This window comes from Rhizobium leguminosarum (assembly GCF_019798305.1).
GTDB lineage: Bacteria > Pseudomonadota > Alphaproteobacteria > Rhizobiales > Rhizobiaceae > Rhizobium > Rhizobium leguminosarum_U.
In genome coordinates this window covers 121,922-145,036 of record NZ_JAAXDD010000012.1, presented here as the reverse complement: position 1 = coordinate 145,036, position 23,115 = coordinate 121,922, and the positions used below count along the sequence as shown (strand labels likewise).

The 23,115-nt window shown below is 61.0% G+C and carries 21 protein-coding genes and 1 pseudogene; 9 read left to right on the top strand and 13 right to left on the bottom strand.

Going from position 1 to position 23,115, the window contains the following annotated elements; translation table 11 throughout:
- Positions 1-20: 20 nt before the first annotated feature.
- The 6 genes from HFO99_RS21890 to HFO99_RS21865 are packed head-to-tail and all read right to left on the bottom strand — an operon-like array spanning position 21 to position 6,266.
- Positions 21-1,295, bottom strand: coding sequence for an ABC transporter substrate-binding protein (locus HFO99_RS21890; protein ID WP_222363566.1), 1,275 nt, complete (start codon positions 1,293-1,295; stop codon positions 21-23).
- Positions 1,296-1,335: 40 nt separating this feature from the next.
- A complete protein-coding gene (locus HFO99_RS21885) occupies positions 1,336-2,124 on the bottom strand; it encodes a YesL family protein (protein ID WP_222363564.1) in 789 nt (262 codons plus the stop codon).
- Positions 2,125-2,144: 20 nt separating this feature from the next.
- Positions 2,145-3,254, bottom strand: a complete 1,110-nt coding sequence (locus tag HFO99_RS21880; protein ID WP_222363562.1) for an ABC transporter ATP-binding protein — start codon at positions 3,252-3,254, stop codon at positions 2,145-2,147.
- A gap of 15 nt (positions 3,255-3,269) precedes the next feature.
- A complete protein-coding gene (locus HFO99_RS21875; RefSeq protein WP_222331860.1) occupies positions 3,270-4,442 on the bottom strand; it encodes a glycoside hydrolase family 88 protein in 1,173 nt (390 codons plus the stop codon).
- Between the two features lie 4 nt (positions 4,443-4,446).
- Positions 4,447-5,283: a carbohydrate ABC transporter permease gene (locus HFO99_RS21870; RefSeq protein ID WP_222363560.1), complete on the bottom strand. Its 837-nt coding sequence runs from the start codon at positions 5,281-5,283 to the stop codon at positions 4,447-4,449.
- Positions 5,280-6,266: a carbohydrate ABC transporter permease gene (locus tag HFO99_RS21865; protein ID WP_222363558.1), complete on the bottom strand. Its 987-nt coding sequence runs from the start codon at positions 6,264-6,266 to the stop codon at positions 5,280-5,282. The genes HFO99_RS21870 and HFO99_RS21865 overlap by 4 nt, the downstream gene beginning before the upstream one ends.
- A gap of 131 nt (positions 6,267-6,397) precedes the next feature.
- On the opposite strand from HFO99_RS21865, the gene HFO99_RS21860 reads away from it, so the two are divergent.
- Complete coding sequence (locus HFO99_RS21860; protein WP_222363556.1) at positions 6,398-8,194, top strand: heparinase II/III family protein; 1,797 nt, start codon at positions 6,398-6,400, stop codon at positions 8,192-8,194.
- A gap of 125 nt (positions 8,195-8,319) precedes the next feature.
- Positions 8,320-9,147, top strand: a complete 828-nt coding sequence (locus tag HFO99_RS21855) for a carbohydrate-binding protein (RefSeq protein WP_222363554.1) — start codon at positions 8,320-8,322, stop codon at positions 9,145-9,147.
- Here the strand turns inward: HFO99_RS21855 and HFO99_RS21850 are convergent.
- Together HFO99_RS21850 and HFO99_RS21845 are read right to left on the bottom strand one after the other, a co-directional pair.
- Positions 9,142-10,152, bottom strand: a complete 1,011-nt coding sequence (locus tag HFO99_RS21850) for a GlxA family transcriptional regulator (protein WP_222331864.1) — start codon at positions 10,150-10,152, stop codon at positions 9,142-9,144. The two genes, HFO99_RS21855 and HFO99_RS21850, sit on opposite strands and share 6 nt — an antisense overlap.
- Complete coding sequence (locus HFO99_RS21845) at positions 10,149-10,727, bottom strand: isochorismatase family protein (protein ID WP_222363552.1); 579 nt, start codon at positions 10,725-10,727, stop codon at positions 10,149-10,151. The genes HFO99_RS21850 and HFO99_RS21845 overlap by 4 nt, the downstream gene beginning before the upstream one ends.
- Positions 10,728-10,884: 157 nt before the next feature.
- On the opposite strand from HFO99_RS21845, the gene HFO99_RS21840 reads away from it, so the two are divergent.
- A complete protein-coding gene (locus HFO99_RS21840; RefSeq protein WP_222331866.1) occupies positions 10,885-11,553 on the top strand; it encodes a response regulator in 669 nt (222 codons plus the stop codon).
- Entirely contained in the window at positions 11,543-12,946 is a 1,404-nt protein-coding gene (locus tag HFO99_RS21835; protein ID WP_222363550.1) for a sensor histidine kinase, read from the top strand. Before HFO99_RS21840 ends, HFO99_RS21835 begins: the two co-directional genes overlap by 11 nt.
- Before the next feature lie 80 nt (positions 12,947-13,026).
- Here HFO99_RS21835 and HFO99_RS21830 read toward each other — a convergent pair whose 3' ends face one another.
- From HFO99_RS21830 to HFO99_RS21815, 4 genes and pseudogenes are all read right to left on the bottom strand, one after another.
- Complete coding sequence (locus tag HFO99_RS21830) at positions 13,027-13,908, bottom strand: ABC transporter permease (protein ID WP_222363548.1); 882 nt, start codon at positions 13,906-13,908, stop codon at positions 13,027-13,029.
- 11 nt (positions 13,909-13,919) lie between these two features.
- Positions 13,920-14,738: an ABC transporter ATP-binding protein gene (locus HFO99_RS21825; protein ID WP_222363546.1), complete on the bottom strand. Its 819-nt coding sequence runs from the start codon at positions 14,736-14,738 to the stop codon at positions 13,920-13,922.
- A gap of 94 nt (positions 14,739-14,832) precedes the next feature.
- Positions 14,833-15,846 (bottom strand): ABC transporter substrate-binding protein, encoded by a 1,014-nt coding sequence (locus tag HFO99_RS21820; protein WP_222363544.1) that lies wholly within the window; start codon positions 15,844-15,846, stop codon positions 14,833-14,835.
- A 353-nt stretch (positions 15,847-16,199) separates the two neighbouring features.
- A pseudogene (locus HFO99_RS21815) lies at positions 16,200-16,974 on the bottom strand (FadR/GntR family transcriptional regulator).
- 26 nt (positions 16,975-17,000) lie between these two features.
- On the opposite strand from HFO99_RS21815, the gene HFO99_RS21810 reads away from it, so the two are divergent.
- On the top strand, positions 17,001-17,294 hold the full coding sequence (locus tag HFO99_RS21810; protein ID WP_222363704.1) for a hypothetical protein: 294 nt from the start codon (positions 17,001-17,003) through the stop codon (positions 17,292-17,294).
- 18 nt (positions 17,295-17,312) lie between these two features.
- On the opposite strand, the gene HFO99_RS21805 is transcribed toward HFO99_RS21810, so the two are convergent.
- A complete protein-coding gene (locus HFO99_RS21805) occupies positions 17,313-18,320 on the bottom strand; it encodes a LacI family DNA-binding transcriptional regulator (protein WP_222363540.1) in 1,008 nt (335 codons plus the stop codon).
- A 207-nt stretch (positions 18,321-18,527) separates the two neighbouring features.
- On the opposite strand from HFO99_RS21805, the gene HFO99_RS21800 reads away from it, so the two are divergent.
- From HFO99_RS21800 to HFO99_RS21785, 4 genes are all read left to right on the top strand, one after another.
- Positions 18,528-19,850 (top strand): alpha-L-fucosidase, encoded by a 1,323-nt coding sequence (locus HFO99_RS21800; protein WP_222363538.1) that lies wholly within the window; start codon positions 18,528-18,530, stop codon positions 19,848-19,850.
- A 51-nt stretch (positions 19,851-19,901) separates the two neighbouring features.
- A complete protein-coding gene (locus HFO99_RS21795) occupies positions 19,902-21,125 on the top strand; it encodes an ABC transporter substrate-binding protein (protein WP_222363536.1) in 1,224 nt (407 codons plus the stop codon).
- Positions 21,126-21,191: 66 nt separating this feature from the next.
- A complete protein-coding gene (locus HFO99_RS21790; RefSeq protein ID WP_222363534.1) occupies positions 21,192-22,118 on the top strand; it encodes a carbohydrate ABC transporter permease in 927 nt (308 codons plus the stop codon).
- Positions 22,108-22,992 carry a carbohydrate ABC transporter permease gene (locus tag HFO99_RS21785; protein WP_222363532.1) on the top strand — a complete coding sequence of 295 codons (885 nt, stop codon included), beginning with the start codon at positions 22,108-22,110 and terminating at the stop codon, positions 22,990-22,992. The genes HFO99_RS21790 and HFO99_RS21785 overlap by 11 nt, the downstream gene beginning before the upstream one ends.
- Positions 22,993-23,115: the final 123 nt, after the last annotated feature.

Sequence of the window (23,115 nt, the reverse complement as noted above, 5' to 3'; positions counted from 1 at the left end):
CCGTCGACATTTCTGGACGCCTACTTGATGGCCTTCACGCCTTCGGTCATTTCCTTCAATCCGTCATCGACGGAGGTGCTGTCGGTCATGATCGCGTCATGCGCACGGTTGAGCACGACCTCGATCTTGGCGGCGTTCGGGTTGACCGCCATCTCCAGGTAGGTTTTCGACGGCTTCAGCGCCTCCTTGCTGGCCGCATCCTCAGGAAAGCCGGGTGTTGCCGCGATCTTGGCGCTGACGTCATCCGTCTTGAGCGCAGGGAAGGTACCCGTCGATGCGATGACTGCTGCGCCCTCAGGACCGGTGACGAACTTGATGAAATCGAGCGCGGCATCCTTGTGAACGGAATTGGCGTTGACCGCCAGGCCGGAGATCTGCGCAGCGGTCGTGCCGGTTGCCACACCGTCGGGATGCGGGAACTTGACGATGCCCCAGTTCTTGCTCTTCGATTCACCCGATTTCACCTTGGTGATCTGGGTGCCGACGAACCAGGTTCCCATCGGCAGCATGCCGATCGTGCCGTTGAAGAAGAGCGCCGAATAATGTGTGTTCGACGTCTTGAGGAAGGCGTAGGAGGGAATGGCGCCGTCCTTCTGCAGGGTCAGCGCCCGCTCGTACCAGGGCTTCAGGAAGGCGTAGTCGCCATCGACGAGCGTGTGTTTTCCGTCAAGGATGCCGGGCAGCTGGACGGTCGAACGCCAGGTGTGCAGCAGCGCGCCATAGGTCTTGTTGGTGCCCATGCCGCCCGTAAGCTTCTCGGCGGTCGCGTCGAACTGCGCCCAGGTCATGTCATTGGTGGGGTAGGGGACGCCGGCTTTGTCGAAGATGTCCTTATTGTAATAGACAACCCAGAAGTCGGAGCGGAACGGCAGGGAGTAGATCTTGCCATCAATGGTCAGCTCTTCGATCAGGCCGCCGAAGGGCGCCGGGTCGATCTTCTGATCCTTCACGAAGCCGCTGAGATCGGCGATGTTGCCGGCGCGCACCAGATTGGTGTAGCCCGGCACGTCCTTGATGGTGACGATGTCGATGTCCTTGGAGCCGCCGGTCAGCTGCGTCGAGATCATCTGCTGGTAGTCTTGCGATCCGAGGTCCATCGGCTCGAACTTCACGTTGGGGTGTTTGGCCTGATAGGCCTCGATCAGAGGCTTGTAATAGGCTGTTTTGTCCCAGTCCCACAAAGCCCATTTGAGCGTCACGGCGTCCTGAGCAAGCGCTGCCCCGGCCGTCATCGCCGCCAAGGTGAAACCCGTCACGGCAAGTTTCACCGCCCCCCCGAATTTATCCAAATACATTCCCGTTCTCCTTCCCTGGATCATCTCTGGATCAGTTATTTTATGAAGCGTCTCGTCTATGCGGTTCGCCGTGCGGCCGTGTTGCGTTTGGCAGGTGTATCTTTTGGTTTTCGCGCAATTCCGGACGCAAAACCGCTGCGCACTTTTGCTGGAATTGCTCCAGAACCATCACCGCCGCCCGATGGACGCCGAACGCGACGGCGAACATTCCGAGTGAAAAATTGAAGGTTGCCGGCATGAACACCGAAACCGGATAGAAGAGGATGTGCGCCAGCCAAAGGCTGGCGGTAAAGGCGAGCGCGGCGAGAGCCGGGAGCGGACGGATGACGGAGGCGAGGGCTGCGAGGCGCAGCAGTTGGAGAGCCGGCAGATCGCGCATCACCATCAAGACGGTGAGATGGCAGGCGAGGACCGCGACGAAGGCGGTGGCGACGAGCGCGATCGTCAGCGGTGCGCTCAGCAACAGATTGTCCCGCGCGCCGGCGCCATAGGTTGCGATCGCATAGAGGCCGATTGCGATCGCGCCTCCCAGCGCGAGGCTCCAGGCGGTGGCGCGCCAGAAGTAGCGCAGAAAGGCTTCTATGAAGTCCCGTAGCAGATAGGTGTTGCGGTCTTCCACGAGGGCCACCGAGACCCGGGCCATGGCGGCGAGGGCTGCCGGCAGCGTCACGACGAAGAGGGCCGTCAGGATGAAGAGGATGTTCAGCTTGACCATCTCCCACCACTCGCGGGCGAGGATCTCGGCGAAGAGGGCAAGGCCGGTCCTCTTCGGAGCATCCTTCGGAATGCCCGGTCCCTCCCTCGTCCACATGTCCCGCAACCACTGCATAGCCATCTCCCGCAGGCGTCTCAGTATAGAATCGAGCGTTCCGTTTCCGTGTCGAACAGCTGTGCATTGGTCATATCGGCGACCAGCGTCGCCTGCTCGCCGATATCAGGCCGGTAACGCGGCGAGACGCGGGCGATAAGATTGCGCCCGCCCGCCACCATGTTCAGATGCACTTCCGAGCCCATCGGTTCGGCAAGTTCGACGATCGCCTTGAGGGGTGCCAGGTTCTCCGGTGCGATGTCGGCCGGCGGCAATTCGTGGAAATTCTCGGGACGGATGCCGAGTATCAACTCGCGACCCTCGTAAGGGGCGATCCTGCCCTTGTCGAAATGGGCGGGCAGCGGCAGTTCCCGGCCGTCGAAGACAGCGACGTAGCCGTCGCCCCGTCGCAGAATGGTCGAGGGCAGCATGTTCATCTGCGGTGCGCCGATGAAGCCGGCGACGAACATGTTGACGGGGCGATCATAGAGGTTCTGCGGTGTATCGACCTGCTGGATATGGCCGTCCTTCATGACGACGATCCGGTCAGCCATGGTCATGGCCTCTACCTGGTCATGGGTGACGTAGATGAAGGTGGCGTTGAGGCGCTTGTGCAGCTTGGTGATTTCGGAGCGCATCGTGCCGCGCAGCTTGGCATCGAGGTTGGAAAGCGGCTCGTCGAGAAGGAAGACCGCCGGATTGCGCACCATGGCGCGGCCGAGCGCGACGCGCTGGCGCTGCCCGCCCGAAAGCGCCTTCGGTTTGCGGTTCAGCAGGTGAGAGATGTCGAGGATCCTGGCGGCGTCCTGCACCTGGGCATCGATGAAGTCGCGCGATACCTTCCTAAGCTGCAGACCGAATGCCATGTTCTTGTAGACGGTCATATGCGGATAGAGCGCATAATTCTGGAAGACCATGGCAATATCCCGATCCTTGGAAGGGACGTCGTTCATGACGTCGCCGCCGATCTTGAGCTCTCCTCCCGATATTTCCTCGAGGCCGGCGATCATCCGCAGCGTCGTCGATTTGCCGCAGCCCGACGGGCCGACCAGAATGATGAATTCCTTGTCTGCGATCTCGAGGTCAATGTCGTGGACGACGGTGAGCGCACCGTAGCTCTTGTTCAGCTCTTTAAGCGAAATGCTGGCCATCGGGTTCTCCTGAATTCACCAATAGGAAGACCAGCTGCGCGAAAGGCGCGTCAAAGCTTCCATGTAATAATAATCTCCCCAGGAGACGCATTCATCGACACCCTCGCCGCGGCAGGTGTTGAACGGCGATTTCTTCGAATAGGTGGCGTGCAGCACCAGACCGTTGGAGACGCTGGGATCCTTGACCGCATAGTGATCGGTAAGGCTCTTCATCATGCGCCGCGCCAGCGTGCGATAGCGTGCTGCCGGTTCCGGCTCGACGAGATCGGCCATTTCCAGAAGGCCGCAGGCGGCGATCGACGCCGACGAACTGTCGCGCGGCTCGCCGTCGCCGTCCGAAAAGACGAGGTCCCAATAAGGCACCACGTCGGCCGGCAGCCGGTTGAGATAGAAGGCGAGCAGCCGGTCGAAGGTTTGCCTATATTCCTCGAGCCGTTCATAGCGATAGGACAAGGCCATTCCAGCGATTGCCCAGGCCTGTCCGCGCGCCCAGGCGCTGTCGTCCCTGTAGCCCTGCTTGGTGGCGCCGCGCACCGGCGCTCCGGTAACCGGGTCCATATAGAAGGTGTGATAGGTGGAATCATCAGGCCGAACCGAGTTGGCGAGCGTGGTGCGGGCGTGAATGAGAGCGATCTCACGGTATTTCGAATCGCCGGTTTCGCGGCTTGCCCAATAGAGAAGCGGCAGGTTCAGCAGGCAGTCGATGATATAGCGGTATTCGTCCGCCACCCCCTTGCGGCCCCAGGCCTGGATGAACTGGCCGATGGGCTGGAAGCGCTCGATCAGCTGGTCGGCGGCCAGGATGGCGGCCTTGCGGCCATCCTCGTCTCCGACGAGCTTCCAGGCGGCGATGCAGGAGGGCGAATAGAGAAAGCCCATGTCGTGATGATCCGTCTCGATGCGGTTCACGATCCGATGCAGGAACGACTGGACCTGGATCTGCGCGGCATCCCGGAAAACCGCCTCGCCGCTGTGCTCGAAAGCGAGCCATAGCTCACCGGGCCAGAAACCCGCGGTCCATTGGTCGTTCGCCACCGCGGGATAGAAATTTCCGACGCTCGAATGGTTCTGCGAGGCATGGGTGAACTGGGGCAGGTTGCGCCTGATCTGCTCGACGGCAAGATCGAGCGCAGCTTTGACCTCCGGATCGGTGATCGGCTGCGGGGCGACGGACGAGACGGCGTTCATGGATTTAACCCTTCAGTCCCGTCGAGGCGATGCCCTCGACGAAGAAACGCTGGAGAGAGAGGAAGACGATGAGAACCGGAATGAGGGCGACGACGGAGGCCGCCATGATCAGCCCGTATTCGGCCGAATATTGCGAGATGAACATGCGCAGGCCGATCTGGACGGTCTTCAGCTCGGTCTTGGTCAGATAGATCATCGGCCCGAGAAAATCGTTCCAGGTGGTGACGAAGGTGAAGATCGTCAGCGTCGAGAGCGCGGGCTTCGACAGCGGCAGCATAATGCGCGCCCAGATCTGATATTCGTTCATGCCGTCGATGCGGGCCGCCTCGCAGAGCTCGGTCGGGATCGACATGTAGAACTGCCGCATCAGGAAGACGCCGAAGGCGGTGAAGGCCTGCAGGCAGATCAGCGCCAGATGCGTGTTGTTGAGGCCGAATTCGCGCATCAGCAGGAATTGCGGCACCATATAGACCTGCCAGGGCATGGCGATGGTGGCGATGTAGCCGAGGAACAGGGTATTCTTGTAGGGGAAATTCAGCTTGGCGAACGCGTAGGCGGCAAAGCTGGAGGTCAAAAGCTGCAGCAACGTGACGATGATCGTCAGCTTCGACGTGTTGTAGATGAACAGCGCAAGCGGGATCTTCGTCCAGATATCGACGTAGTTCTGCCATTGCGGCTCGGCGGGTATCCACTCGATCGGGAAAGCGAAGACGTCGCGGCTGAGCTTCAGCGATGCCGAAAGCATCCAGGCAAAGGGCATCAGCATGATGAGCGTGACGGCGATGACGATGGCGTAGATCGCGACCGATCTGACGGTCACCTTGCGTCCCGCGATCCTCATGCCTCGTCCTCCCTCTGGCGTCGGAACTGGAAGACGGTGACCGCAAGCACGAGAAAGAACAGCACCAGCGCTACCATGCTGGAATAGCCGAGATCCCAGGAAATGAAGGCCTCGTTGTAGATGTGGTAGACGAGGACGAGCGTCGATGTGCCGGGCCCGCCCTGGGTGATCATGTAGATCTGATCGAATACCTTGAAGGACTGGATCGTCAGCATCACGGTGACGAAGAAGGTCGTCGGCCCGAGCTGCGGCACGGTGACATGAATGAACTTCTGCCAGGCATTGGCGCCATCGAGATCGGCGGCCTCATAGAGCTCTGAATTGATGCCCTGCAGGCCGGCCAGATAGATGACCATGTAATAGCCCATGTTCTTCCAGATGCCGAAGAGGATCACCGTCACCATCGCCCAGTGGCGATCGGCCGCCCATCCCGGCATGTTCTTGGGATCAAGGCCGAGCGTGTAGAGGATCATGTTCACCGGTCCCATCTCGGGATTGAAGATCATGTTCCAGACGACTGCGACGGCCACCAGCGAGGCGACGTAAGGGAAGAACATCGCCGTGCGGAAAAAATCACGCCCCGCAATCTTCTGGTTGAGAAGACCGGCGAGGCCGAGCGCGCAGATGAGCGTCGCCGGCACGGAAGCGACCGTATAGATCACCGTGTTCCAGAACGCCGCGATAAAGGCCTTGTCCTCGAAGAGCCGCCAGAAATTATCCAGCCCGGCGAATGTGATCGCATTCGAGCCGTCCCAATGCATGAAGGCGAGCACGAAGGCGAACAGGATCGGGCCGAGCGTGAAGATGGCAAAGCCGATGAAATTCGGGGCAATGAAGGAATAGGCGACGAGCGCGCTGCGCATCCTGCGCTGGCGCTTGGACAAGACCGCGACTTTTCGGCTTGAGATTGCCGGAGCGCCATCCGTCGCGATGACCGAATTCGATATGGACACCGATGCCTCCTCTTCCTCCCGCAACCACATAGCACATATCCGGTATTGGTCAAACAAGTTCTGAATTGGTCATACGAATTTCATGGAAAGCGCAAAACACATATGATAGGTGAGAATGGAGACCAAGCGCTCATCGATGCTTTTCCAGTGCGGGGAGGGACATGTTCAGCGAGATTTCTAAGGGGCTGCCGGATGTGCTGGGCGATTTCACGCCCGGGGCGGTGGGCTCCGATCGCCCTAGATGGAACTCCGTGCCGCAGGCGGTACGGGAGCTGGTCATTGGCGAGGCCGAAGAGACGCTTGCGCGCACCTTTCCGCTGATCACGGCGTCGGATTACCGGGAGTTCACCGCGACGGGCAACCGTGCGCGCTTCGAGGAGCTATATTTCACACGCCGCCGGATGCTCAACGATCTGGTGCTCGGCGAACTCATCGAAGGCAAGACGCGCTTCCTGCCGAAGATCGTCGACGGCGTCTTCCTGATCGCGGAGGAGAGCGGCTGGCAGCTTCCGGCGCATAACGCCTATGATCGAAGCGGCGCGCGCTTGCCGCTTCCCGACAATTCGCAGCCTATCGTCGATCTCTTCGCCGCCGAAACGGCGGCGCTGCTTGCCACCATCGTCGCATTGCTTCGCGACGAGCTCGACGGCATCAGCCCCGAGATTACGGCACGCGTGCACCGCGAGATCGAAACCCGCATCCTTTCGCCCTATCTCGGCCGGCATTTCTGGTGGATGGGCCGCGGTGAGGAGCGGATGAACAACTGGACGGCATGGATAAGCCAGAACGTCCTGTTGACGGTCTTCTCCCTGAAAACAGATCAGCCCACGCGCCACGCCGTCGTCAAAAAGGCGCTCGGCAGCCTCGACGCCTTCCTGAAGGACTATGCCGAGGACGGCGCCTGCGAGGAGGGCGTACTTTATTACCGTCACGCCGCACTCTGCCTGCATGGCGCTTTGACCATCCTGGATAGGGTGGCGCCGGGCCTGTTCGGCCAATTTTGGCAACAGCCGAAAATCCGCAACATGGCCGAATATATTGCCCATATGCATGTGGCTGGCCGCTACTATTTCAACTTCGCGGATTCTTCCGCGGTGGTCGACCCCTGCAGTGTGCGGGAATATCTGTTCGGACAGGCGGTCGGCTCTGAGATGCTGGCTGAGTTCGCTGCGGCCGACAGGGCCGCTTCCGGCAATCCGCACCTGCCCGGGGAATGGAACCTCTGGTATCGCGTGCAGGAGCTGCTGGCCGGCCCGACGTTTCCGGCTGCCGCCCCGCCGCATCCTGCATCCCGGCGTGATATCTTCTATCCCGGCATCGGCCTTTTCATCGCCCACGACGAGCAATTTTCGCTTGCGGTCAAGGGCGGCAACAACGGCGAGGGCCACAATCACAGCGATGTCGGGAGCGTGACGCTCTACAAGAGCGGACATCCGTTCCTGATCGATGTCGGCGTCGAGACCTATACCGCAAAAACCTTTTCGGCGCGGCGCTACGAGATATGGACGATGCAGTCGGCGTTCCACAACTTGCCGACATTTGCAGGCGTCATGCAGTCGGCCGGCGAAGCTTTTGGCGCGCGCGATGTCGAGGTCGGGTTTGACGAAGGGAGCGCGCGCATATCGCTCGATATTTCAGACGCCTATCCCCCCGAAGCGCAGTTGCACAGCTACCGCCGCGTCGTTTCCCTGCTGTGCGGCCGGCATGTCGAGATCGTCGACACCTATGACGGCGGCAAGCCGGCGGTCCTGTCGCTGATGACATGCCTGGCGCCGACCGTCAGCCCGGACAGGATCGATCTCGCCGATCTCGGCAGCATTTTCGTCGAGGGCGCCGGCGAGATCGAAATCGACGAGATCGTCGTGGAGGACGCCCGGCTGAGATCGGCCTGGCCCGAGAAAATCTACCGGTTGCGCCTGCCGTTTGCCGGCAGGCTGCTGAGATTGCGGATCATCTAGAACAGGATGATTTTAGGCCGGGTCGGCCTAAAAATCTGAATCCTGTTCTAAAATTAAAGAGTTAGAGCATGATGTCGTCCGAAATCGCTCACGCTTTTCGGCATCATGCTCTGGGGAGGGCGAGCATGGAATTGACGCTAAAGATCGTGGATGCCGGTGGGGCGGTGCTGGCGAGTTCCGCGGGCCGGGACGAGACGTTCCTGGTCTATCGCCAGAGCTATCGCGAAGGCGATCGCGTGGTCGTGGAGGTCTCCGAGCCCGGGCATGTCTTCCTCTCCCTTGATGGCGCGATCCAGCCCGGCCTGGTCTATATGAAGGAATGCGTCTATTCGCTCGCCGTGCCCTTCGGCGATAAGCGCAAGCCCTATTCGCCGAATGCCTTCAGGGGCGATATCCACCGGCTTTCAGCGCGAAGCACACGCCCTGATGAGATCGTCCATCGGCGCAATCTCGCCCTCAACCCCTGGGACGATCACGCTAATCGGGCTCTGTTTCCGCATGCGCGCGCCAATGTCGAGACCCGCGGCGAAGCGGTCTTTGCCGCGCGCAACGCGATCGATGGCGAGAAGGCCAACGATGATCACGGCTTCTGGCCCTATACGAGCTGGGGCATCAATCGCGATCCGCAAGCAGCACTGACGGTGGAATTCGGCAGGCCGGTCAGGATCGACGAGATTGTTTTCTACCTCCGAGCCGACTTTCCGCACGATTCCTGGTGGGAAGAGGCCAGCGTCACCTTCTCGAACGGCAAGACCTGCTGTTTTCCGCTGGTGAAATCGGGCGCCGCCCAGGCCTTTCCGATAGAGCCCTGTGTCGTCGAGTGGGTGGAACTGCACGGCCTGATCAAGGCCGAGGACGCCTCGCCCTATCCGGCGCTGACCCAGATCGAAATCTGGGGAACCGAGGTACAGGAAGCCGGCCTCAAGCCGTCCGCCCTTCCTCTCGCGCTATGAGCTTGTAGGTAGCCTCGACCGTGCCGTGCTCGGCGGGCCGTCGTTCAGACGGTTCCAGGCGCGGCGTAGCTGCCGTGCCGAGCCGAAGCCGGCGCGCATGGCGACGGCCTCCATGTCCAGCCGCGAACCGGCGAGCATCTCGCGGGCAAGAGCCACGCGCATGCGGTTGACGAAATCCGTTACGCTCATGCCCGTCTGCTCGTTGAACAGCCGTGAAAGGTTGCGCGGGCTGGCGCCGCTGAGGCGGGCGAGCGACTCTACCGACCAATCCTCAGACGGGTTGGCGGCGACTGCATCCTGTGCACGGTGAATGACCGGGTGGATATGGTTGCGGCCTTCGAGCCAGGGCGAAAGCTGCGGATCCGAGCCGCCGCGCCTGAGATAGACGACAAGATATCGCGCCACCGCAAGCGCACAGGCATGCCCCGCCGCTTCGGCAACGATATGCAGCATAAGGTCTATGCCGGCGGTGATGCCGGCGCTGGTGAGGCGATCTCCATCCTCGACATAGAGCCGGTTGTCCCGGACGCGCGCGGTGGGAGCGAGCCTCGCCAGATCCTCTATGCAGCCATGATGGGTGGTGCAATCGCGGCCATCGAGCATGCCTGCCTCGGCAGCGAGCAATGCGCCCGAGCAGATCGAGACCAGACGAATTCCCGGGCGAATGGCGTGCCTCAGCCATGCGACGATGGCAGCCTGGTCGGCGCGCTCCTGTTCGTTCCCTGGGGCGCTGTTTTTCATCGGGGCATCGGCGCTGCCGGCAATGATGACAAGCGCGGTATCGGGCAAGCTCTCCGGCAATGCGGCGACGCCCGTAACGGCAAGGCCGATCGAACTGCCGACCGTCGCCGATGGGCCGATATAGGCGACGGTAAAGCGCACTGTGCACTGTTCGAGGTTCGCCTTGCGCAGCACTTCGATGGGCCCGGCGACGTCGAGCAGCAGCACGCGCGGCGGCACGACGATGAAGACCGGAATATCGAAGGGCTGCGCGGCGTCCGTCATGCGGCGAGTGACTTTCCACGCCCCGCCAGGGCCTGGTCGACGGTCGCGATCCGAGCAAAGCGGCCCGACAGGACTAATTCGGTCCGGTCCCGGATTTCCTTGGCGCTCCAGGTGCGTCCTGCGGCGTCGGTCATTGGGAAGGTCAGGGTCGCCTCGCCGACATAGTCGACTTGATAGCCGAGATCGGAGGCATGACGGGTCGTGGTCTCGCAGCACTGTTCGGTGCGGATGCCGGAGACGAGGATACGATGGACGCCGTTCTCGGTCAGCCACACGTCGAGACCGGAACCGACCAGGGCGCTATGGCGCCTCTTCCTGAACGTCGCCTTGGGGGCGATCCTGAGCGGGGCGAGTGTGCTGACGAACCCAGATGCTTCCGAAAACGGCCCGTTTTCATCGACATGGAAGATTTGGATGATGGGTATCCCATCGGCTTCCGCACCGTCGATCAGAGCCTGCTGACGATCGATATAGGCGGAGGCGAGGTTTTCATCCCAGTAATCGCGATGTCTGAAAGACTCCTGGGCGTCGATAACGAGAAGGACAGTGTCATGGCCGGACATTTTTTGCTCCATGCAGGTTGATCATGAAGTCATATTCGGCGATTTGAAAACAGAGGAAAATGCGCGCGCCGGACAAATAACGGACAATTCGCGCCATGGATGCCAGGCCTCGGCGGAGGAAATCGGGTCAAGCTTCCGCCAGACCGTCCGCACATGCTAAGGAGGTCGGATGAGACTGCTTGTGGTGGAGGACAACAAGGATCTGGCGGCCTGGCTGGGTAAAGCCCTGCGACAGGCGCAATATGCTATCGACATTGCTCATGACGGCGAGGACGCCGAGCATTTGCTCAAGGTGGCGGAGTATTCGGCGATGATCCTCGATCTTGCGCTGCCCAAACTTGACGGGTTAACGCTTTTGAAGCGATTGCGGCAGTCCGGGAGCAAGCTGCCGGTCATCATCCTGACCGCGAATGCCAGCCTGGACGGCCGTGTGGCGGGGCTCGACAGCGGTGCCGACGACTATCTCGCCAAGCCCTTCGAAATCGCCGAGCTCGAAGCGAGGATCCGTGCGGTGGTCCGCCGCGGCCAGGATCGGGCCTCGTCGGAAATCACCGTCGGCAACCTGCTTTTTTCTGGTGGAACGCGGCAGTTTTTCGTCGCAGGCGAGCCGCTGCAATTGACGCCGCGCGAATATGCCGTTCTCGAGCAGCTCGTCATGAAGCATGGCATCACGGTTTCGAAAGCCGCGCTTTCTGAAAGCGTCTTCGGTTTCGACGACGAGGCGGATCCGAGCGCCATTGAAATCTACGTCCACAGGCTGCGAAAGAAACTGGAGAGCAGTTCGGCTCAGATTGCGACGTTGCGCGGGCTCGGTTATCTCCTCCGACATGTCCAGTAGCCTCGTTACAAAGGTCGGCGCGGCGATCGCGCGGCTCAGCCACAGCTTGAGGGTACAATTGCTCTGCTGGGTGCTGATGACCCTGTTCGGCGCGATCGGCTTCAATCTTTACGACAGCTTCTGGACGGCGGATGCTACGGCAAAGCTGGTGACGGATCGAACACTTCTGGCCTCGGCCCGCGTCATTGCCGAGGCCGTCCGCGTCGACGAGGGCGGCAATGTCCAGGTGGACGTGCCGCCTTCCGCGCTGGAGATGTTTGATACAGGCTTCGGCGACCGGGTATCTTACCAGGTGATCACCGCGTGGGGCAGTCTGGTCAGCGGCTTTCCCGACTTGCCGTTGCCGGCCGTCCAGCGGGCAGGCGCCGATCGCGCGTTCCATGGTGCCGATGTGCGTGTCATGATGCTCGACCATCCTGTCGTCGGCCTGCCCGATGACGGCACGATCTCCGTGACCGTCGCCGTTACGCATAACAGCCAATATGCGATGCGACGGCAATTGTGGCTTTCGGACTTTTCGAAGCAGTTCGTGCTCGTCTTCGTCGCGAGCCTGGTGACCATCCTCGGGCTTCAACGGGGTCTGGCGCCCGCTCTGAGACTGCGGGACGCCGTGCGCCAGCGCGGCCGCCATCGTCTTGATCCGCTGCCGCCGGAAATGGTGCAGAGCGAACTGCAGCCGCTCGTCCATGCCCTGAACGACCATATGGAGCGCGTCCAGAACCAGATGGCCGCGCAGCGACGGTTCGTATCGAATGCCGCGCATCAGCTCCGAACGCCGCTCGCGCTGATTTCGACGCAGGCGAGCGTGGCGGCCCGGGAAGCTGATCCGGCTCGCCGTGACGAGGCGCTTGTCGCCCTTCGCACCAGCACGAAGCAGATTTCGCGTCTCGCCAGCCAGCTTCTTACCTTGTCGCGGGCCGAGCCCGGAAGCCGGCGCCCGCGCAGCGATGCGACAGACCTCAGCAAGGCTGCCCGCGAGATCCTGGAAGCGCATGCCGAAGAGGCGCTCAGGCGCAACATCGACGTCGGTCTGGAAGCGGTCCGCCCGGTCATTGTCGACGGCGACGAGACGATGTTGCGCGAGATGTTGGTCAACCTCATAGACAACGCGATCCGCTATACCCGCCCGAATGGACGGGTGACCGTCGCCGTCGGGCAGGCGGACGGCAATGCCGTCGTGACCGTCGAGGACAACGGGCCGGGTATTCCGAGCGGGGAGCGCGAGCAGGTTTTCGAACGGTTCTACCGGATCATGGGGACCGAAGCTGAGGGGAGCGGTCTGGGGTTGTCGATCGTTCGGGAGGTTGTCGAAGGTGCAGGAGGTTCAGTCTCGCTCGATGATGCGGAAGGCGGCGGCGGGCTCATCGTGACGGTACGGCTTCCGCTCGCTTAAACTCGAGCGCGTCAAATGAAGAAGGCCGGGCATGGCACCCGGCCTTCTTCTCTATCTGCCTTGGGAGGAGGCCGATTTGATCACTGGGTATCGAGGTGCTGTTGCGGACGCCATTTCGCCAGACGGTTCTCGATCAATGTCATGATGTATTCGGCAAAAAGCGTGACGACCATGACGAGGAGGATTGCCGCGAACATGCCGGCGGCGTCGAACGTACCCTTGGCGATCGAGATGAGCTGACCAATCCCGAACCGGGCGCCGACGAATTCGCCGACGATCGCGCCGATGATCGCGAAACCGAAGGACACATGCAGACTGGCGAAGATCCAGCTCATCGCCGAGGGAATGATCACCGTGCGGGTGACCTGCCAGTCCGAGGCGCCGAGGATGCGGGCATTGGCGATCATATTACGGTCGGCCTCGCGCACGCCTTGGAAGGCGTTTGCGAATACCACGAAGAATACCATGATGAAGGCGAGAGCAACCTTGGAGGGCAGGCCGAGACCCATGATCATGATGAAGATGGGGGCGAGAACGACGCGCGGTATCGAGTTGATCGCCTTGATATAGACGGAGAAAATGTCCGACAGGAAGCGGTTGCGGCCAAGGCCAATGCCGACGAAGACGCCGGTGATCGAACCCGCGAAGAAGCCGATCAAAGCCTCCTCCATCGTCACCCATAGATTATACCAGAGCGAACCTTCCGTGGTGCCTTCGGTTGCCCATTCGTAAAGGCGCTGAACGACGCCGCTCGGGCTCGAATAGAAGAACGGATCGATCCACTGCATGTTGGAAGAGAGTTCCCACATGCCGATCACGAAGACCAGGATGGCGATCTGCCAGAAGCGCACCAGCGTCTTGCGCCGGCGCATCGCCTTCAGCGCCGACGCCTCGATTTCCGTGTCCGACGTGCCCGGCCGAAATAGGGTGGCCGAACCGGCCTCAAGAGTAGTGTGTGCCATGATATCCTCCCTCAGGCCACTTCGCTCGCGCGACGGTAGCTGGTCTCGACCTCTTCGCGGAGGTCCTCCCAGATCGTCCTGCAGTAGTCGATGAAGTTCTGCTCGTAGCGGATTTCCGAGACGACGCGCGGGCGGGGGAGATCGATCGTGTAGACCGACTTGACCGTCGCGGGGCCGGCGGTCAGGACATAGACCTTGTCGGCAAGGGCGACCGCCTCTTCGAGATCATGGGTGACGAACACCACCGAGGCCTTGCGCTCCGCCCACAGTTTCAACAGCTCTTCGTGCATGACGGTGCGGGTCTGCACGTCGAGAGCCGAAAACGGCTCGTCCATCAGCAGGATCTCAGGCTCGTTGATGAAGGTCTGCGCGAGCGAGACGCGCTTCCGCATACCGCCAGAAAGCTGGTGGGGATAATGATGGAGAAACTTCGAAAGGCCGACACGGGCGAGCCAGTCGCGTGCGCTCTTTTCTGCTTCAGTGCGCGACTTGCCTCGAAACAGCGGACCGGCCATGACGTTGTCGATGACGTTCCTCCAGGGAAAGAGCGCGTCGGTCTGGAACGCGAAGCCGACACGCGGGTCGATGCCGCTGATCGGGCCGCCCATCAGCCGGACTTCACCGGCACTCGGGCGCGCAAGACCCGTTACGAGATTGAGCGTCGTCGATTTGCCGCATCCGGTAGGGCCGACGACGGCGACGAACTCCCCGCGGGCAACCGTCATATTGAAATCACGCAAGGCCGTAAGAGACTTGCCGGTCGGCGAGACGAAGCGGCGGCTGACATTGATCAGCTCGATCGCCGGAATCTGGTTCTGGTCATGTTGCATGATGATACCTGAGGCGTGCTTTGGGCGCGTGCACGCAATGCCCATGGATCGATGGGAGGTCGCTTCCGGTTGGGAGCGGAGGCGACGCGACGCCTTACTTGACGTTCTTGACGAATTCCGTCGTGTAGGTCTTGGAAAGGTCGATCTGCTTGCCCTTGACGTTCTTGGAGAACTCCGAGAGCACGGCAAGCACGGTCTTCGGACCGTCTTCCGGCATGACGCCATCCGGTGTGAACATGCCCTTGCCGTCGCCGAGAGCCTTGATGTAGCCGTCCTTGTCGCCGACGTAGAAGTCCTTCGGCATCTTGTCCGCGATCTCGGCGGCTGAATGCGTGTTGATATAGCGCAGTGTTTTGACGAAGGCGTTGGCGAGCTTCTGTGCTTCTTCCTTGTGCGCGTCGACCCAGGACGCTTCCATGTAGAGCGATGCGGCCGGATAGGTACCGCCGAGCGCCTGACGGGTCGACTCGACCGTGCGCATGTCGACGAGCACGCTCGCCTCGCCTGTCTTGATCATGCGCGAGATTGTCGGCTCGGTCGTCATGCCGGCCTGGATCTGATCCTGTTGCATGGCAGCGATGAAGGTGCCGCCGGCGCCGACTGGAACCGTGACGACATCACCGGGCTTCAGGCCTGCCTTCGAGGCCATGAAGAGGGTTAGGAAGTTGGTGGACGAGCCGAGACCGGTGACGCCGAGGTTCTTACCTTTGAAGTCGGCCGGAGATTTGATGTCAGGATGCTTGCTCGAGACCATCTCGACCTCGCCCGGCGCCTGGCTGAACTGGACGATGGATTCGACAAATTTGCCTTTCGCCTGCAGATCCACACAATGGTCGTAGAAGCCGACGACACCCTGGACGGCGCCCGCCAGAAGCTGGTTTTCGGCATCGACGCCGGCCGCTTCGTTCAGGAGCTCGACGTCGAGACCCTCGTCCTTGAAGTATCCGAGCGATTCGGCAAGTTTGGCGGGCAGATAGATCTGCTTCTCATAACCGCCGACCATGATAGTGATCTTGTCAGCTGCGTTTGCGGCGCTCGTAGCGAAAGATGCTGCGGCGAGAAGCGTAGAAAAAGCGACGGTGTGAAAAAGGCTGCGTGTAGAACGCATGGAAATCTCCTCCTTGTGGTTGCGTGCATCGTCGTCTCGCCACCTTGACCGTGTCTCCTCCACGATGCCGCCTCTTCCTATGACGTCGAAGCTTTCAACTAGCTTTCAGCCGCAGACGGGCAGGCAGCCCGTCCAATCCCGTCCATGCATCAATGACTGCACTAGCATTTCCTGAGCCGGATACGCCGTCCCTTCCACAGACATGTATCGCAGACATATACTTTTCCGAGCGCATCGGCAGCGTTCGGCCCTCGCGGCAACCGCTTCAACATGAAAATCGTGAGACGACTTGCCCGCGGCCGTCATGGTCACCTGACGACCGGCTAGGACGTGTGAGTGCTTGGGATCAGATGTCAGCTCGTAAAGCTTCGCAGATCCCTCAGCAGATTGCGGTACCTCGCCTGGCTGCCGACCAGATGGTCGCGCATGGCGTTGCGGGCAGCTTGATCATCCCTGTCCGAGATGGCGACGACGATCGCCTCGTGCTCCCTGTGGATCAGCTTTCGATAGGCGGTCTGTTCGGCCGTCCTCGTTTCGGGGACGAGCCTCGACTGCGGGATGATCGCCGAACCCTGGGACTCCAGGAACTGCCTGAACAGCGGATTGTTCGTCGCTTCCGCAATCGCGGCATGGAGCTCGAGATCCGCATCGCGAATGGATTGATCACTCTCGATGCACCGGAGGATTTTCCGGTGGCATTCGAATATCGCTTCCTCCTGTGCCGGCGAGCGGCGTAAGGCTGCAAGGCCGGCCGCCTCGATTTCGACAGGTGTTCTGATCTCGAGTACCTCAAGATCGGAGGCGACGCGGGCCTTGTCGACTTTCCGCGCGGAGAGCGCCGGATCGGCACCGAGTACGAAGATACCCGCTCCCTGGCGCACCTCGACAAGCCCGTCGGAGCGAAGTGCTGCCACCGCCTCACGCACGACGGTCCGGCTGACGCCGTGTGTTTCGGTCAACTCATGTTCACTCGGAAGCTTGTCGCCGGCGGAATATTGGCCGCTCAATATGGCTTGCCGGAGGCTTTCGCCGACCTGTGTGACCAGCGACCCGGAGCCTTTGCTGCGATCCTTCATCTGCATAGCCACGCCTGACCCCCGCATCGGCTTTGATCCGAATGCCGCCCAAACCTCAGCATTCACGATTCATCACACATGTATGACAAATTTATCCGTCTTTCAATGGATGAATACGTGGCCGCTTGTTTCTTGCCTGGTTTGCAGATGACCAGTGTCGGCAGCTATGATCGGGCGACGATTGACGAGGAAGCTTCGATGAAGACCGATGTGCCGACCGCACAAGTTCCACTGCCGCTTAGGGATAAGCGCCGGCGTTTGACGCTGGAGGCGCTGGCCGACGTGGACGAGGGCAATGCCGTTGATCACCGGTCGGTCCAGGCCTGGGCCGATGGCCTCGACGGCGACAAGCCGGTTTCATTGCCTAGTTAATGGAATTCAGGCAGGCACTCACAACCGCCTGGTCGACTCCCCGCGCACAAATCTCGGCGTCAGGATGAAGTCCTGCGGCGGCGCGGCGGCACCCTCCGGACTTGCTATTCTTGCCAGCAGGCGCTGCGCTGCCAGTTCGCCAAGCTTCTGCGCATCCTGCACCACCATGGTGATGCGCGGTGTGATGACGTTACTCCACGGCACGTCGTCGACCATCGCCAGCGACACGTCGTCGGGGCAGCGGAAACCCATCTCCTGCATGACCTGAAGTGCTGCGAGACCCGTCATGTTATTGGCGCCGATGATGGCGGTCGGCCGATCGCGGCGGGTGAGCAGGCGCATCGCCTGCGCGTGGCCGCCGGTTCTGGTGTAGCCGCCTTCGACCACCAGCGAAGGGTCGATGTCCACGCCAGCGCCGGCCATCGTATCCATGAAGCCCTTCAGGCGCTCGTCGGCGGTGTGCAGACCGCTCGGCCCGGAAATGAAGCCGATGCGCCTATGGCCGAGCTGCAGCAAATGTTCCGTCAGGATGGTGGTGGTCAGCGGGTTGTCGGAACCGACAAAATCGCGCTCGGCGCCCTCCACCTTCTGGTCGAACATCACGATCGGGGTTTTGAAGTCGCGCAGGAATGTGGCGTACTCCTCGCCGCGTCCGTTTGCCGCCAGCGCAATGCCGGCAATCTTCTGCGCCTCCAGCCGCTCCAGCAGCGCCCGTTCGAGATCGGCCCTGCCGGAGGAGTCGGCGATCAGGACGAAATAACCGTGATCGAGCGCCTGGTGCTCGATCTCTCGCCGGATGTCGCCGAAGAACATGTTGCCGAGATTGGCCGAGACGAAACCGATCAGCGAGCTGCGTCCGCGCGCCAGCGTCTGGGCCACCGGGTCGATGCGATAACCGGTCGATTTTATCGCCTGCAGGATGCGGTCGAGCGTCTCGGCGCCGACCCGCTTCGGGCTGTTGAGCGCGAGCGAGACGGTCGAGATTGAAACCCCCGCAAGGCGCGCGACATCTCGTATGGTGGTCATAGCTATCGAACCGGTTCTAATGTCTTGTTATGTCCGATTTTATTGGTCGGCGCAACGTTCATGCTGCAAATCACCTGTTCGCAGGGGTCTTCCTTTCTGAACTTATGATCGCGAATTTCGTCTTGACAGACATCGGATCAGGCGAGATGATCATTTACCGAACCGGTTCGATATGATGTTGGGCCGGAAAACAGGGAGGAGAAACCTGTGACGAGTTCGGAACGCCAGCCGGAAAATCCGGCATCGGGAGGGGCGGAGAAACACGCGTGGTTCAGCCAGGATCGCCTGGGCATGTTCATCCATTGGGGACTCTATGCCTTGGGAGCCCGGCACGAGTGGTTGAAGAACCGGGAAGAGCTGACCGACGACCACTACCAGCGCTATTTCGACAATTTCGATCCCGATCTCTATGATCCCAAGGAGTGGGCGCGGCGGGCACGTCTTGCCGGCATGAAATATGTCGTGGTGACGACCAAGCATCATGAGGGCTTCTGCCTCTGGGACAGCAAGTTGACGGACTACAAGGCGCCGAACACGCCCTGTGGCAAAGATCTGCTCACGCCGCTGGTCGAAGCTTTCCGCGCCGAAGGGCTGAAGATCGGCTTCTACTATTCGCTGCTTGACTGGCACCATCCCGATTTCCCGATCGACGTTCACCATCCGCTACGCAACCATCCCGACGCCAAGGCGCTGAATGCCGGCCGTAACATCGCCAACTACGCTGCCTATATGCGCGAACAGGTGCGCGAGCTTCTGACCGGCTTCGGCCGCATCGACATCATCTGGTTCGATTTCAGCTATCCCGGGCGCGATTATCATGGCCTGCCCGGCAAGGGGCGCGCCGATTGGGAGAGTGAGCGGCTGGTCGATCTGGTGCGCGAACTGCAGCCCGGCATCATCGTCAACAACCGCCTCGATCTGCCGGAGGGCAACCTGCCCGACGTAACGACGCCGGAGCAATATACGCCGCGCGTGGCCCCGGCCATCGCCAGCCAGGGGGTACTCTGGGAAGCCTGCCATACCTTCAGCGGCTCCTGGGGCTATCATCGTGACGAGGATACCTGGAAGAGCCCGGAACAGATCATCCAGCTGCTGATCGATTCCGTCGCGCTCGGCGGCAATCTCCTGATGAATGTCGGCCCGACCGGCCGGGGCACGCTCGATGCGCGCGCCATCAGTGCGCTCGAGGTCTATCAGAACTGGATGGCCGTCAATGGGCGTTCCATCTATGGGGCGGGGCCATCCGGCCATCCGGTGCCGGCTGGCTGCCGTTATACCCAGCGCGGCAATCGTCTTTATCTGCATGTCTACAACTGGCCTTACCGCCACATCCACATCGAGGGCATCGCCGACAGGATCGCCTATGCGCAGTTCCTGCACGACGCCAGCGAGGTCCGCTGGCTCGCCCAGACCAGGGATGTGGATTCCAATATCGGCGTGACGGTGCCGGAAGGCATGATCACGCTCGAACTGCCGGTCCGGCGCCCGGACGTTACCGTGCCGGTGATCGAGATCATCCTAAAGGCGTGAAGCTCGATCGCACTCGCGTGTCCTTTGCGTTCATGGAGGGAGGAGAAACCCATGAAGGTTCTGAAGAAAACGCTTTTGCTTGCCGCTTTCGGCAGCAGTCTTTTTGCGACAGCCGCATCGGCCGAGCAGGTCAACCTGACCTGGCAGATGTGGACCGGCTCCGAAACCGACACCAAGAGCTGGCAGCACCTGGCGGAGATGGTGACCGCCAAATATCCCGATATCAAGGTAACGCTGACGACGACCGGCTGGGTCGATTACTGGACAAGGCTGCCGGTGCTGGCGGCATCGGGACAGCTCGCCGACATCGTTTCCATGCAGTCGCTACGCATGCCGAACTTCTATTCGCTGCTCGAGCCTCTGAATGACCGGATCGAGACCGATAAGTTCAACGTCGGCGCCTTCACCCCCTCGATCATCGGCAGCATGTCCGTCGACAAACAGCTTTACGGTCTGCCGTACGATGTCGGTCCATGGGTCATCTATTATAATCAGGACGCGCTTGAAGCCGCCGGCGTTCCGCTGCCGAAGCCGGGCTGGACGCTTGCTGAGTTCACCGATGCCGCCAAGAAGCTGACGAAGGACGGCAAGTACGGCTTCGGCATCACCCCGACCAACTATTCGGTCCTGGCCGCGGCCTGGGGCGATAAATACGTCAACGACGCCGGTGCGCTCGACTTGACCAGTGCGAGCGCAGTTGCCGCTGCCGACAGGATGATCGGCTTTGCTGCCAAGGATAAGATCGCGCCGCTGGTCCCCTCGGGTGGCGCGGATCCCGGTGATGTCGTCCAGGGCCGGTTCAATTCGGGCAATGTTGCCATGTATATCGACGGCCCCTGGTCGATCATCGGCATGAAGGACCAGGCGAAGTTCAAGATCGGCCTCACCACCCTGCCGCGCGATGAGGGCGAACTTTCGGCCGTCACCGCAGGCTCCGGTTTCGGCATTTCTACGACGAGCAAGAATAAGGACGCGGCCTGGAAGGCGATCCAGGTGCTGACCAGCCCGGAAGCCTTGTCCTATCTCGCCGAACAAGGCCGTGCCTTGCCGGCGCGCACGGCGGCGCAATCGGCCTGGTATAAAGTGGCGGCCAAGGACATCACCAATGGCGGCGAGGCCATCGACTATTCCCTGGCGCATTCCGTGCCTTACGTGATCACCAACAACTGGGCGGCGGTGGAAAACCTCTTCAACCAGTATTTCCCGCCGGCTTTCGCCGGCAGCGTCGACGCCAAGCAGACGATGGAGTCCATCCAGAGCCTCGCGCAGCAATAAAGCTAGCGCGTCCGACAGGACGCGCTAGCGCCGCCGCGGCAGGACCTGCCGCGCATGGAGGAAGACATGTCGCAAAGCGCTGTTGCCGAAGTTCCCTTGCAGCCCGGTCGGCCCCGGCTCTTCCTGAAGCCGGAGACGCAGACAGCCATGCTGTTCCTGTTGCCGAGTTTCCTCGGCTTCATGGTCTTCATGGCCTTGCCGATCGTGGCGTCGCTGGCGCTCAGCTTTACCAACTGGCAGCTGATCTCGACGCCGTCCTTCGTCGGCTTTCAGAATTATATCAGGCTCTTCACTGTCGATCCGGCCTTCTACACGGTATTGAGCAACACGCTGTTCTTCGCCGCCGAGTATTTGGCGCTGAATATCATCGTCTCGCTGACGCTGGCGGTCTGGATATCGAGCCTGAAGCGCGGCAAGGCGATCTTCCGGGTGATCTTCTTCCTCCCGGCCTTCACGCCGACGATCGCGGCGTCGGTGGTCTGGCTGCTGATCTTCACGCCGGACGGGCTGGCCGATACCATCATCCGCGCGCTCGGCCTCGGCCTGCCGAATTTCCTGCTGAACTCGACCTGGGCCATGCAGGCGGTCGTGCTTGTCACCCTGTGGGCGAATGTCGGCTATAACGTCGTGATGTTCAACGCCGCCCTCGACCTGGTGCCGAAGCATTATCTCGAGGCGGCGACGATCGACGGCGCCAATGCCTGGCAGCGCTTCTGGCGCATCCGCCTGCCGCTCATCTCGCCGACCATCTTCTTTGGCACCGTCATGACGGCGATCACCTCGCTGCAGGTCTTCGACGAGATATTCGCGATGACGCGCGGCGGTCCGGGATCGGCAACGGCGACGCTTGGTTTCGCCATCTACCAGAAGGGCTTCACCAACTTCCAGATGGGTTATGCCTCGGCTCTCGCCTGGGTGATGTTCGTCATGATCATGGCGCTCACTATCCTGCAATTCCACATGCAGCGCAAATGGGTGCATTATGACGATTGATCCGACCTCACGGCATCCGCATTCCGTGTCTCAGCATCGTCACCGCATATTGCGGCGCGTCGGCACCTTCGTCAGCTACACGGCGCTTTCGCTGATCGCGCTGCTTTTCCTCTTCCCCTTCTTCTGGATGGTGTCGAACGCGGTACGCTCCAATGCCGAGGTGATGGCCGTGCCGGTCCGCATCTTCCCTGAGGAGTATCATTGGGGAACATTCGTCGAAGCCTTGGTTTCCCTGCCGTTCGGAACCTTCCTGTTGAATTCCTTCGTGGTTGCCTGCGGTGTGACGGCGATCGTGATTGCGGTATCCTGCCTTTCCGCCTACGCCTTCGCCCGGCTGAAGTTTCCCGGCCGCGAGGGGCTGCTGCTTACCTATCTCAGCACGCTGATGATCCCGCAGATAATGCTTGTCATCCCGCTCTTCCTCATCGTCAGCAAGCTCGGCTGGATCAACACCTATCACGGCATGATCCTGCCGGTCGCCTTCAGCTCCTTCGGCACCTTTCTGCTGCGGCAGTTCATCCTCGGCATTCCCAAGGATCTCGACGAGGCGGCGATGATGGACGGGGCTTCACGCCTGCGCATCCTGGTCACGGTCATCGTTCCGCTTGCCATGCCGGCCATCGGCCTCTTGTCGCTGTTCACCTTCATTGCACAGTGGAAGAGCTTTCTCTGGCCGCTGATCGCCACCAGCGGCGTCGAAAAAGCCACGCTGCCGCTCGGCCTCACCCTGTTCCAGACACAGCAGGGCACCGCATGGAACTACATCATGGCCGGTGCGACGATCTCCATGCTTCCGGGTATCGTCCTGGCCATCGTGCTGCAGAGGGTAATCTACAAGGGCATTACCGTCAGTTCCGGCTTCGGTGGACGCTAATCTTCATAAGAACAAAGATTCGAGCGCGTTGCATCAAGTTTGGTGTGATGCCCTTCAAGTCCGGTCGATCGCAATCGAAGAAGGCGCTCCTGCCGCCGCAAGATCATATCCTCGCGCTTAACT